Consider the following 11,210-nt stretch of genomic DNA (forward strand, 5'->3'; position numbering starts at 1 on the left):
AGGCTGATCGTCAACACCCGCGGGTCGTCATAGAAGATGGCCTGCACACCGTCGCCGTGGTGGACGTCCACGTCCACGTAGGCGACTCTCTCCGCGCCCGCGTCGAGCATCGCCTGGATACCGATCGCGACGTCGTTGTAGACACAGAAGCCGGACGCCGCTCCCGGCATCGCATGATGCAGGCCACCACTGATGTTCACCCCGTGCGGCATCCTCCCGTCCAATACGGAACGGGCCGCGGCGACTGTTCCGCCCGCGATGCGTGCGCTGACGTCGTGCATGCCGATGAAACAGGGAACGTCATCGGTGCCGAGCCCGTATGAAAGGTCCGTCCGGGCCGGATCCACGCTCGCGGCTTGCACCGCCTCCACGTAATCCGAGGTATGCACCGCCGTGAGCAGCTCATCATCGACGGCTTCCGGTGCGACGACCCGGACGCCGGGCAAGCTGAGGATGCCCATCTCACGCGCGAGCCGCATGGTCAGCTCAAGCCGCACCGGATTCATCGGGTGGCCCGGCCCGAAGTTGTACCGCGTCAGCGAGTCATCCCACGCAACATGCAGGCCCACCCCGGTGTCACTCATAGATCCCGACCTTAGACCGAACTCCTGCGCGATCGACGCCGAGGACGGCAACTCCCCACCCGCGCCCCACAGACTGAGGCGGCTCACACATCGCCGGAGGAGAGAGCGCGGGACCGGTCACGTGCTGCCTCGATCGCGGCCAGGAAATCGGCCCTGACCTTGCCGTCTTCCAGGAGCCGGATCGCGGCCGCCGTGGTGCCACCCGGAGACGTGACGCCTTCTCGAAGCACCGTGGGATGCTCACCGGTCTCTCGCAACAGCTTCGCCGAGCCCACCAAGGTCTGCACGACCAGCTCGGTCGCCGTGGACCGTGGAAGCCCCATGTGCACGCCCGCCTCGATCATCGCCTCGACGACGTAGAAGACATACGCCGGGCCGGATCCGGAGATGGCGGTGACCGCATCAAGCTGCTTCTCCGGGACCCGGAGCACCTTGCCGGTCGAGCGCAGGAGTTCCTCAGCCTCGTGCAGGTGCGTCTCGTCGCAGTGCGTGCCCGGTGCGATCGCCACCATGCCCTCGTCGACGAGGGCCGGCGTGTTCGGCATGACCCGCACGACCGCGACGCCATCCGGGAGCTTCCCCTCGATGAAAGCTGTGGTGATACCGGCGGCCAGGCTGACGACGAGATGCCCCGGCCGGATCGAGTCGCGGATATGCTCCAGCAACGCCCCCATGTCCTGGGGCTTGACGACGAGGATCACCGTGTCTGCCCGCTTGACTGCGGCGGAGTTGTCCACCACGCCCACGCCGTACCGGTCGGTGAGCTCCTGGGCCCGTTCCGGACGACGCTCCGCCACGAGCAGTTCGTCGACCCGCCTACCCGCTCGCACCAGCCCAGAGAGGAGGGCCTCGCCCATCACTCCGGCTCCGAGGATCGCCACCGTCATCGTTTACTCGCCACCGATCGAAGAAAGAGACTCAGGTTGGCCGGCCGCTCAGCCAGCCTCCGAACCAGGTATCCGTACCAATCCTCACCGTACGGCACGTACACCCGGACCTCCTCACCCGCGCGCACCAACCGGCGCTGCTCTTCGGGCCGCACACCGTAGAGCATCTGATACTCATAACTGCCCTGAAGCCGGTGGTACTTCGAGGCCAGCGCTCCAGTAATCTCCACCAGCCGTGGGTCATGAGTGGCCAGCATCGGGTAACCAGGGCCAGAGAGAAGAATCTTGGCGCACCGAACGTAGGACCGGTCCACGTCCGCCTTACGCATGAAGGCCACGCTGGGCGGCTCGTCATACGCCCCCTTGCAGAGCCGCACCCGGGATCCCGCATGGGCCAGATCGCGGCAGTCGCCTTCGGTACGCCGCAGATACGCCTGCAGTACCGCACCAGTCTCAGGAAAATCTAAGCGCAACTCACGGAGGATGTTCAACGTGGAATCCGTAGTGGTGTGGTCTTCCATGTCCACCGTGACCGTCGTGCCGGCATTCCGAGCCGCGTGGCAGATCCGGCGCGCATGGTCCAACGCGACCCTGTCGCCATCGCCATGAAAGGCCTGACCGATCGCGGAGAGCTTTACCGAGACCTCGACTCGGGCGGACAGCTCCGCACGATGCAACTCGTCGAGCACGGACACGTACGTGTCGGCGACCCGCATCGCCTGTCCCAGATCACGCGTGTGCTCGCCCAGACGGTCGATGCTGACCGTGAATCCGTCGCCCACGAGGTCACCGGCGACGCGGATGACGTCGCTTTCACTGGCACCCGCCACATAACGGGCCACCAAGCGGCGGGTCAGTGCGACCCGCTCGGTGACATCCTTCAGACGTTCACTTCGAGCTGCGGCCAACAACACCGACCTCGACAACGATCCCGGCAAAGCAGCCGTCCCTTCCGCTCCCGCATGTGCTCGACCAAGGTCAGGCTACGGCACGGCAAGGCGATAGTGCTCGGCAATCGGCGAGGCGACGGGCTGGCACACCGGAACGCTCTAACCTCCGGCGTTGTTCAGGCCAAGCGTGTCCCGGGCGGCCTCGAGCACGAGCGGCCTGAGATCTTCGGCAGGCAGCTCGGACATGGTCAGGATGGTCGTCATGGCGCCGATGGCGGACAGCACGCGCACTCTCTCGGCGAGCGAGAGGTCGGACTCAGACAGCAGGCTGACGAGTTCGCGATCATGTCGCTGCAGCGTTGTCACCATGCGGGAGTTGCTCGCACCGACGATGTCCGACATCACGTACACAGCGACGTCGCGGTATTTGAGGAGCAGATCGAGGTAGCTCTCGACCAACCGGCACCGGCATTCGATGCTCTTGAGCCCACTCCGAGCCTCGGCGAGCACCATCTCCTCGTCGTCGGCAAGAGGGCGCAAGAGGTCGTCGAGGATGTCTACCTTGCTGCGGTAGTGGTAATAGACCGCGGCCTTGGTGATGCCCAACTCTTCGGCAATCTGCCGCAGCGAGGTCTTCTCGTACCCCTGGCGGCCGAACAAATCCAATGCGACCTCGCGTATGCGGGCAGCTGTATCAGGCGCAATCTCCCTGGCATCCGCAACCATCGGCACCCTTTCTCTACAGCTCTGTGGCTGGGATCACGCAACAATCCACGAAATTCAGCGGCATCCCGCTACGGTAACGCACTAGTATCAAGCTTACTTGCCGGCTGGCAAGTAAGCTAAGAGTGGGGAGGTCCGGATGTCATGGGAGACCGGGTACTCGACCGAGTGAGGCAGACGACACGCGACGGGCGTGCGCAGCGCATCGTCCGCGAGGTCGTGCTGATCCTCACCGCCGCTTTGCTTTATTCGCTGGTCAGGGGCATGACAGATGACAGAGTCGACCTCGCCTTCGACAATGCCGAACGGCTCATTTCTTTCCAGGAGTCCCTCGGCCTCTTCGTCGAACCGGACATCCAGAGCTGGGTAGTCGGCCACGATGCCGTGATCAACGTGATCAACGGCATCTACATCGCAGGATACTGGCCGGTCCTGGTCGGGACGCTCGTCTGGCTGTTGCTCCGGCATCCGGATCGGTACACCTTGTACCGCAACGCGCTGCTCGCGTCAGGCGCCATCACGCTCGCGATCTTCGCTCTTTTCCCGCTCGCACCACCGCGGTTCCTGCCTGAGCACGGTTTCATCGACACGGTCTCCGACAACTCCACGGCGTACCGGGACTTCAGTGCGTCGCCGTTCGTCAACGAGTACGCCGCCATGCCGAGCCTGCACTTCGGCTGGATCCTCCTGCTCGGCATCGCATGGGCCACCGTCGGGCAGACGGCACTGGCGAAGGTCTTCGGTGCCACCATGCCCGTGCTCATGTTCACGGCGATCGTGTTGACCGGGAACCACTACATCATGGACGGCATCGTCGGCGGCACGGTCGTACTGCTCGGACTGATCGTGGCGGTCGGTATCGAACACTGGAAGTCGGCCAAGGCCGCCGCACGAGAAGACGCCGATCCGCCGGGCGTCGGGCCACAGCGCTCGCAGCCTGACGAACCGAACCTCAGCAGGCAAGACGGCCACGCCGCAGAGTACGACGCAAGCCGCGCCCGGAGGGTGCCGGCCGACCGGTGAGGCGGCGCTCGCGGCGAGCGGACTCCCAACGCAATGCTCGTCCGTAGCGGGCCATCTCAAGGGATGTATCGCTGGATGCCCGGACCGATCAGCACGACGAGCTCCTCCTCTGTCGCCGAGGCGATCGGCTCGACGTGCATCACAAAGCGCATGACCGCCATGCCGACCAGATGAGATGCCGCTGTCTGCATCCGCAGCTCCGCATCGGGAACGCCACCGAACACGGGCGAGATCCGGCGGAACAGGACGGCGACGACAAACTCCCGCAAAAGTCCGGCGACCGCCGGCTGGGCCGTCGCAGAACGCAGCAACGACAGCATCGGCCGGCGGAACGCAGGGTTCTCCCACGCCCGCAGAAAAGTCCGCACCGCCCGCTCTCCCAAGCGATCCGGTTCTCCGTCGACGATGTCGGCGAACAGTGCGTCGGGGTCGACCGGAACGTCCAGTGCGACTCTGAACAGTTGTTCCTTGGACCCGAAGAAATGGTGGACCATCGCGGCGTCGACGCCGGCCCGAGCGGCGATAGCGCGGACGGTCGCGGCGTCGTACCCGTGCTCACCGAACTCGGCCAGAGCCGCGGCCAGAATTTCATCATGCGTGCGAGGCAGCCCAGGACGACGGCCGCGGCCCGTACGCCGCGGCCGTGTCATGCCAAGGATCCCGCTGTCACGAGGTGCGCCGCCGCAGCGTCGTCGTACCGAGCGCGAGCAGTCCGATAATGAACGCCACGATGATGCCGCCGTCGGCCCATACTGAGGGCTCACTCACGTGTTGCACCTCGTTCATCGCGTCGACCGCGTACGACAATGGCAAGACGCCGGAGAGCACGTCGAGCACATCCGGCATCTCGGCCCGAGGCACCAGCAGGCCGCAGAGCAGGATCTGAGGAATGACCAGCGCGGGCATGAACTGGACAACCTGGAACTCTGTCTGTGCGAAAGCGCTGACGAACAGACCGAGAGCTACACCGAGCAGCGCATCCAGCACGGCGACGGTCAGTAGCACCCAGACCGGCCCGGTCACGTCCATGTCGAGCAGAGTGACCGCCAACGTCCCCGCGAGCAGAGCCTGAACGATGGCGACGATGCCAAAGGCCAGTGCGTACCCGAGCAAGAAGTCCAGCTTCCCGGTCGGCATGGACAGAAGTCTCTCCAGCGTGCCCGAGGTACGTTCTCGCAGCGTGGCGATCGACGTCACCAGGAACATGATGATGAACGGGAAGATCGCGAGCAGCGCCGGGCCGATCTGATCCCAGACCGTCCCGCCGTCGTAGATCCACCACAACAGCGCGATCAGCAGGCAGGGAATCACCAGAAGCATCGCCACGGTCCGTGGGTCGTGGCGGAGCTGGGTCAATACGCGCCGGGCGGTGGCAAAGGTGATACGCGCGTTCATACGTGACTGACCTCTTTCGAGACGAGGTGGAGGAAGGCCTGCTCCGCGTCGGCGGCGCCGGTCCGCTCGAGCAGGTTCGCGAGCGTGTCGTGAGCGAGCAGCACCCCGCCTTCGCGGAGCAGGACCAAGTCGTTGCATCGTTGCGCTTCGTCCATCACGTGGCTGGACACCAGCAGCGTCGCGCCGTCGGCGGCGATCTCGGCGAACATGTCCCACAGTTCCTGACGCAGGACCGGGTCGAGGCCGACCGTGGGCTCGTCGAGCACGAGGAGCTCAGGACGGCCGAGCAAGGCCACGGCGAGCGAGACCCTGGAGAACTGACCACCGGAGAGGTTCGTTGCCAGCTTGTCCGCATGGTCCCCGAGATCTACCTGGCCGATCGCGCGGTCGACATCAGCATGCGGCGCACCGAGCACATCGGCGAAATAGCGCAGGTTCTGGCGGACCGTGAGGTCCGTGTACACGCTTGGAGCCTGCGTGACGTACGCCACGCGCGTCCGCAAGCCGGCGGACCCGGCCGGTGAGCCGAGCACGTCGACTTCGCCTCCGGCGATCTTCTGGACGCCGATGATCGCCCTCATGAGGGTGGACTTTCCCGATCCCGACGGTCCCAGCAGACCGGTAATGCTGCCGCGCCGGATGTCGAGGTCGAATCCGTCGAGGATTGCCCGCGCTCCGCGAACCACGCGCAGTCCGCGGATGCGGACCGCATGCTCGTCTGGCTGCCCGGATCGCGCCTCAGCAGCACCCATTTCGTAATTCATCATGTGTTGAATATGACCTACGTGCGGATCCGATGTCAACCCAATCCGCAGCTCGACAGCCCTTCACGCCGTGCCGGCCTCCGCTGGCGGAAGGAGCGATGCGTCACCCCGCGAGACCTGGCGGAGATCCGCTTCGCCGAGCGGCCGCATCACCGGAGCAAGGTCGCTTCGACCTCACGTTCCCCGTCGTCACAGCGGGATGTGACCACGTGCAGCGTGGTGACACAGGCGCCGGAGTGCGCACCCGGAGGCAGCCGTCAGGGCAGTCGTGTACCGACCGCCTCATCTGAGCAGCACACATGCGGCCCGAGGGCGTTCACGGCCGAGGATCCCCCGACGCATCGACGTCGGCGATGTAATGCTGAATCACAGGGCCGATAAGTTCGACCAGCTCATCTTCAGTGGCGGAGGCAAGCGGCTCGACCTGGACGACGTACCGCAGGACTCCCATCCCGATGAGCTGGGAGATCAGTGCTTCGGCCCGAAGTTTCGCGTCCGGCAGGTCGTCCAAGGACGGCAGCACCCGGCCGAGCAGAGCTCGCGTCACGAACTGGCGGAGCATGGCCGCCGCTGCCCGGTTGGTCATCGCCGAGCGCAGCAACGCCAGCATCGGACCGCGTGCGTTCGGGTTCTCCCACACGCCTAAGAAGGTCCGCACCGCCCGCTTACCAAGCTGCTCACGCGGGCCGGTGGCGATCGCCTCCGCGACGATCCCAGGGTCGAATGGGACCTCCATGGCCGCGATGAACAGCTTCTCCTTGTTGCCGAAGAAATGGTGGATCATCGCCGGATCGACATCCGCGCGAGCGGCGATCGCACGGACAGTGGCGGCGTCGTACCCCTTCTCCTCGAACTCGCTCCGGGCCGCGGTGAGAATGTCGTCGCGCGAACTGCCGTTCCCAGGGCGACGTCCACGGATCTTCCCGCTCTTCAGACTCATGCCTCCGACCTCCGCACCACCTGTTCGGCGATCCCGTCCGTGGAGACGGCGAACGCGGTTTCCACAGCAGCGGCGAGGTTCAGCCTGGTGAACGCGAGGGCTTCGTCGAGTTCCGCCTCGCGCTCATCGGTGCTGCGAGCACGCCGCGTGGTGACCTCGAGAATCACCGAACCCGACCACTCCTCCTTCGCAAGCCGTTCCAGCAACGCCGCACACGGCTGGTTGCCCCGGCCAGGGATCAGATGCTCGTCGCGCGCGGACGGCGTCCCGTCCGTCATATGCACGTGCGCCAGCCGGTCACCGATCGCGTCGGCCATGGCCAGGGCATCGCCGCCGGCGACCGCGGCGTGCGAGAGATCCAGCGTGATGTGCGAGTACGGCCCCGTCGTCGGATCCCAATGCGGTGCGTAGGCCGCCATCTCCCGCCCGGCTGCACGCCATGGGTACATATTCTCGACCGCGATCACAATGCCCGTCTCATCCTCCATCTCGGCGATGCGCTTCGCGAAGTCTCTCGCGTAGTCCCGCTGCCAACGGAACGGAGGGTGGACGACGACGGTTCCCGCGCCGAGCCGGTCGGCAGCCTCGATCGACCGGGTCAACCGGACCCAAGGGTCAGGCGACCAGACGCGCTGGGTAATCAGTAGGCACGGAGCATGGACAGACAGCACAGGCATGTCGTACTGCTCCGAGAGCCGGGCGATCTCGTCGATGTCCTGACTCACCGGGTCCGTCCACACCATCAGCTCGACCCCGTCGTACCCGAGTGAGGACGCCAGCTGGAACGCCGTGGCGGTCCCTTGCGGGTAGACGGAGGTCGTGGACAACCCGACCGGTGCATCTGGCACCCGCAACATCCCCATAGCGCTCTGGCGCAGCTCCGACACACCCCTAGCGTAGGGGGTCCGATCCGACGCCTTCCAGCTGGTCAAGACGGCGGAGGATGAGCCCTTCGCGGAGCGCCCACGGACAGATGTCGACCGACGAGACGTCGAACAGGTCCATGGCCGCGTCCGCCACGAGAGCGCCGGCGAGGAGCTGCTCAGCGCGGCTCTTCGCGACCCCCGGCAGCTTCGCCCGCTCTGCCGATGTCATCTCGGCGAGCCTGTCGATCAGGTCAGGCATGTCGGAACTCTTCAGCAGACGCCGCACGTAAGGACCATCTCCAGACGGCGCCGCGCCGTTGACACGGGCCAGCGATCTGAAGGTCTTGCTCGACGCGACGGCTTTGTCCGGTGCACCGAACCGCGTGACCTTCCCCACGACGTCGGCGATCTCCGCCCGGATATGACGACGGAGGGCTCTGACCTCATCGTCGCCCGGCGGGTCGGTGGTCAAGAATTTCCGGGTCAGCCGGGCCGCTCCCAGCGGCAGCGAGACAGCGACATCCGGATCCTCATCGATACCCATCGCGAGCTCCAGCGATCCGCCACCGATGTCAAAGCACAAGAGCCTCCCACTGGACCATCCGTACCAGCGGCGCACCGCGAGGAACGTAAGTTTCGCCTCGTCCTCCCCGGAGAGCACATGGAGGTCGATCCCGGCCTCGCGCCGGACCCGGTCGATGACGGCCGCCCCATTCGGCGACTCACGCAGCGCTGACGTCGCGAAGGCGAGCATCGACGTCGCGCCCTTGTCCTCAGCGATCTGGACCGCGTTGACGCAGCATTCGACCAGCCGGTCCGCACCTTCGCTGTCCACCGAGTCATCGCCGTCGAGCAGGTCGACCAGGCGCAGCTCCGTCTTCTCCTTGTAGGCAGGGAGGGGTTTCGCACCGGCGTGGGCATCGACAAGCAGCAGGTGCACCGTGTTCGACCCCACGTCCAAGACTCCGATGCGCATAGACAGAGGCTACCGCGTGCGTGCGGGCCAGGGCGGGGGTTGGGGCTCACTTCGGGCCCGGCCCGCGGTGGCGTCAGACCCGTTGGCTTCCCCGGCGGCTAGTACCCGCACCTGCACCGTTCACGAGCATGCCGCCCGCATGAGACGTAAGCTCGCGGGTGTGAAGACAGCGGAACCGCCCACCGCGGACGGGGCGCGGGCCTGGGTCGAGTTTCCGGATCCAGACGACTCAGAACGTATTCTGCGCTGCGACCTGACGTGGCTGACGTCGAGATGGACCTGCATCTTCGGCCAGGGTTGTCCCGGCGTCTACGCATCGCGCCCTGACGACGGCTGCTGCACACACGGCGCGTACTTCTCGGACGCCGACGACGAGCAACGCGTCCGCGAGTTCGCCCAGTTGCTCGATGAGGACACATGGCAGCTACGCTCCGACGGCCTGCGTCACGGCGTCGTAGAGACCGACGAGGACGGTGAACGCAAAACCCGCGTGGTAGACGGCGCGTGCATCTTCCACAACCGGCCCGGTTTCGCCGGCGGTACCGGCTGCGCCCTGCACAAGTATGCGCTTGAGGCCGGCATGCATCCGCTGGAGACCAAGCCCGACGTCTGCTGGCAACTCCCGATCCGCCGGGCGTACCGGGACGTGGAGCGGGCCGACGGCAGCAGCTACCTGGAGATCACGATCACCGAGTACCAGCACCGAGACTGGGGAAGCGGCGGGCACGACATGGACTGGTACTGCACCGGTGCCGCGTCGGCGCACGTCGGGGTGGAGCCGGTCTATCGGAGCAACGAGCCTGAGCTGCGGGAGCTCGTCGGTGACGCCGCCTTCGAGGAGCTGGCCCGCCACTGCAAGGCATTCCTCGACGCCCAACTTCCGCTTCTCGTGCACCCGGCCACTGCCGAGAACGGCTGACGATCGCGCGTCCGGGCCCCTTGGCCCCGCATGGCAGGCCGAGGTCGCCATCCGCGAACAACGCTGCCCTAGGCTGGGCCAGTGCCGCGCGGTGTGATTCCCAGTCCGAACATATGGAAATTCCCGGACGTCTACGAGACTGAGAACCTCGGTGTCGACCCAGACGGCGTGATCGAGACGGCGATGCGCCGGATCCACGACTGGGCGGGCCAAACCGTCGTGGATGTGGGGTGTGGATCGGGTTTCCATCTCCCGCGATTCGCTGTCGACGCGGCCCGGGTGATCGGCGTCGAACCGCACCCGCCACTGGTCCAGCGAGCGCATCGGCGAGTCGCGTCATTCGGGGCGGGCGGGCGTCCGCTGCTGGGAGTTCTCGGCCACAGAGCGCCTCGGCGGGACGAGCGCATCCGGGTGCTTCGGGGCACCGCCCAGTCGCTACCGATGCAGTCCTCGTCAGTGGACGTCGCACACGCCCGGTGGGCATACTTCTTCGGCCCCGGATGCGAGCCTGGGATCGCTGAGCTGCGACGGGTCCTTCGTCGCGGCGGAACCGCATTCGTCATCGACAACGACGCGACCCGCTCGACGTTCGGCCGATGGTTCCAGCGCGCGCTGCCGGAGTACGACGCAGAGAAGGTCGAACGCTTCTGGGCGCGGCAGGGCTGGCACCGCGAGACGCTGGACATCCGCTGGGACCAACCCGACCGGGCGTCGTTCGAAGCCGTGGTTCGCATCGAGTTCGCTCCCGATGTCGCTGACGCCTTCCTCGCCGAGCACACCGGCGCCACCGTCGACTACGCCGTCAACCTTTTCTGGCGCACGTTCCCATGATCATCAACCGTGGGCCGCGGCACTATGCGGCCCACGGTTGATGATCATGGGAGAAAGGCCGTCGGTGGAGAGGCTGTCGGTGGTGGACGCTAGCGTTCTCCTATGGCCAAGGCAGCACAGACTTTCCGGTGCGTGGAATGCGGATGGACCACGTCGAAGTGGGTCGGTCGCTGTGGCGAGTGCCAGGCGTGGGGCACCGTCGACGAGGCCACAGGAGCACGTCCGGGCGGCACCACCCCCGGTCCGGTCAACCAGGCCGCCCAACCGATCGGCGCGGTGGGGCTGGAGCCGGCTCGCTCTCGTCCCACCGGCGTCGAGGAATTCGATCGCGCCCTCGGCGGCGGCCTCGTTCAAGGTGCGGTCATCCTGCTCGCCGGCGAGCCAGGTGTCGGTAAGTCCACGTTGTTGCTCG

General features: G+C 66.1%; 14 protein-coding genes. 4 read left to right on the forward strand and 10 right to left on the reverse strand.

The features are described 5' to 3' along the window. The 4 genes from ELR45_RS37340 to ELR45_RS09730 form a co-directional block, all read right to left on the reverse strand. On the reverse strand, positions 1–584 hold a 584-nt coding region (locus tag ELR45_RS37340; protein ID WP_476704126.1), incomplete at its 3' end, for an arginase family protein. Positions 585–667: 83 nt separating this feature from the next. Beyond that, entirely contained in the window at positions 668–1,471 is an 804-nt protein-coding gene (gene proC / locus ELR45_RS09720) for a pyrroline-5-carboxylate reductase (protein ID WP_129665485.1), read from the reverse strand. After that, positions 1,468–2,397 (reverse strand): proline dehydrogenase family protein, encoded by a 930-nt coding sequence (locus tag ELR45_RS09725; protein WP_129665846.1) that lies wholly within the window; start codon positions 2,395–2,397, stop codon positions 1,468–1,470. Before ELR45_RS09725 ends, proC begins: the two co-directional genes overlap by 4 nt. Before the next feature lie 123 nt (positions 2,398–2,520). Beyond that, the gene (locus tag ELR45_RS09730) at positions 2,521–3,087 is read right to left on the reverse strand and encodes a TetR/AcrR family transcriptional regulator (RefSeq protein WP_205856303.1); all 567 of its coding nucleotides are present in this window, start codon (positions 3,085–3,087) and stop codon (positions 2,521–2,523) included. A gap of 165 nt (positions 3,088–3,252) precedes the next feature. Here ELR45_RS09730 and ELR45_RS09735 point away from each other — a divergent pair, with 165 nt between their 5' ends. Then, entirely contained in the window at positions 3,253–4,107 is an 855-nt protein-coding gene (locus ELR45_RS09735) for a phosphatase PAP2 family protein (RefSeq protein WP_165367636.1), read from the forward strand. Positions 4,108–4,163: 56 nt separating this feature from the next. On the opposite strand, the gene ELR45_RS09740 is transcribed toward ELR45_RS09735, so the two are convergent. The 6 genes from ELR45_RS09740 to ELR45_RS09765 form a co-directional block, all read right to left on the reverse strand. Continuing rightward, positions 4,164–4,757: a TetR/AcrR family transcriptional regulator gene (locus tag ELR45_RS09740; RefSeq protein ID WP_129665489.1), complete on the reverse strand. Its 594-nt coding sequence runs from the start codon at positions 4,755–4,757 to the stop codon at positions 4,164–4,166. A gap of 16 nt (positions 4,758–4,773) precedes the next feature. Next, a complete protein-coding gene (locus tag ELR45_RS09745; protein ID WP_129665491.1) occupies positions 4,774–5,502 on the reverse strand; it encodes an ABC transporter permease in 729 nt (242 codons plus the stop codon). Next, positions 5,499–6,269: an ABC transporter ATP-binding protein gene (locus ELR45_RS09750; protein ID WP_129665493.1), complete on the reverse strand. Its 771-nt coding sequence runs from the start codon at positions 6,267–6,269 to the stop codon at positions 5,499–5,501. Before ELR45_RS09750 ends, ELR45_RS09745 begins: the two co-directional genes overlap by 4 nt. Before the next feature lie 313 nt (positions 6,270–6,582). Then, a complete protein-coding gene (locus ELR45_RS09755; RefSeq protein ID WP_129665495.1) occupies positions 6,583–7,206 on the reverse strand; it encodes a TetR/AcrR family transcriptional regulator in 624 nt (207 codons plus the stop codon). Beyond that, on the reverse strand, positions 7,203–8,063 hold the full coding sequence (locus tag ELR45_RS09760; protein ID WP_129665850.1) for a sugar phosphate isomerase/epimerase family protein: 861 nt from the start codon (positions 8,061–8,063) through the stop codon (positions 7,203–7,205). The genes ELR45_RS09755 and ELR45_RS09760 overlap by 4 nt, the downstream gene beginning before the upstream one ends. A gap of 34 nt (positions 8,064–8,097) precedes the next feature. Next, complete coding sequence (locus tag ELR45_RS09765; RefSeq protein WP_129665497.1) at positions 8,098–9,048, reverse strand: Ppx/GppA family phosphatase; 951 nt, start codon at positions 9,046–9,048, stop codon at positions 8,098–8,100. 139 nt (positions 9,049–9,187) lie between these two features. On the opposite strand from ELR45_RS09765, the gene ELR45_RS09770 reads away from it, so the two are divergent. From ELR45_RS09770 to ELR45_RS40690, 3 genes are all read left to right on the forward strand, one after another. Next, complete coding sequence (locus ELR45_RS09770; protein ID WP_129665499.1) at positions 9,188–9,967, forward strand: DUF3109 family protein; 780 nt, start codon at positions 9,188–9,190, stop codon at positions 9,965–9,967. Positions 9,968–10,048: 81 nt separating this feature from the next. Next, the gene (locus ELR45_RS09775; protein WP_129665500.1) at positions 10,049–10,798 is read left to right on the forward strand and encodes a class I SAM-dependent methyltransferase; all 750 of its coding nucleotides are present in this window, start codon (positions 10,049–10,051) and stop codon (positions 10,796–10,798) included. A 102-nt stretch (positions 10,799–10,900) separates the two neighbouring features. Next, the coding region (locus ELR45_RS40690; protein ID WP_276320661.1) for an ATPase domain-containing protein at positions 10,901–11,210 on the forward strand (310 nt) is incomplete at its 3' end.

The organism is Phytoactinopolyspora endophytica (assembly GCF_004138495.1).
Taxonomy (GTDB): Bacteria; Actinomycetota; Actinomycetes; order Jiangellales; family Jiangellaceae; genus Phytoactinopolyspora; species Phytoactinopolyspora endophytica.

Bases quoted from the DNA above. Each gene is read 5' to 3' on its own strand.
- ELR45_RS09750 (WP_129665493.1), bottom strand. From the start codon at position 6,269: ATGATGAATTACGAAATGGGTGCTGCTGAGGCGCGATCCGGGCAGCCA.
- ELR45_RS09740 (WP_129665489.1), bottom strand. From the start codon at position 4,757: ATGACACGGCCGCGGCGTACGGGCCGCGGCCGTCGTCCTGGGCTGCCT.
- ELR45_RS09770 (WP_129665499.1), top strand. From the start codon at position 9,188: ATGAGACGTAAGCTCGCGGGTGTGAAGACAGCGGAACCGCCCACCGCG.
- ELR45_RS09755 (WP_129665495.1), bottom strand. From the start codon at position 7,206: ATGAGTCTGAAGAGCGGGAAGATCCGTGGACGTCGCCCTGGGAACGGC.
- ELR45_RS09745 (WP_129665491.1), bottom strand. From the start codon at position 5,502: ATGAACGCGCGTATCACCTTTGCCACCGCCCGGCGCGTATTGACCCAG.
- proC (WP_129665485.1), bottom strand. From the start codon at position 1,471: ATGACGGTGGCGATCCTCGGAGCCGGAGTGATGGGCGAGGCCCTCCTC.
- ELR45_RS09765 (WP_129665497.1), bottom strand. From the start codon at position 9,048: ATGCGCATCGGAGTCTTGGACGTGGGGTCGAACACGGTGCACCTGCTG.
- ELR45_RS09730 (WP_205856303.1), bottom strand. From the start codon at position 3,087: ATGGTTGCGGATGCCAGGGAGATTGCGCCTGATACAGCTGCCCGCATA.
- ELR45_RS09760 (WP_129665850.1), bottom strand. From the start codon at position 8,063: ATGTTGCGGGTGCCAGATGCACCGGTCGGGTTGTCCACGACCTCCGTC.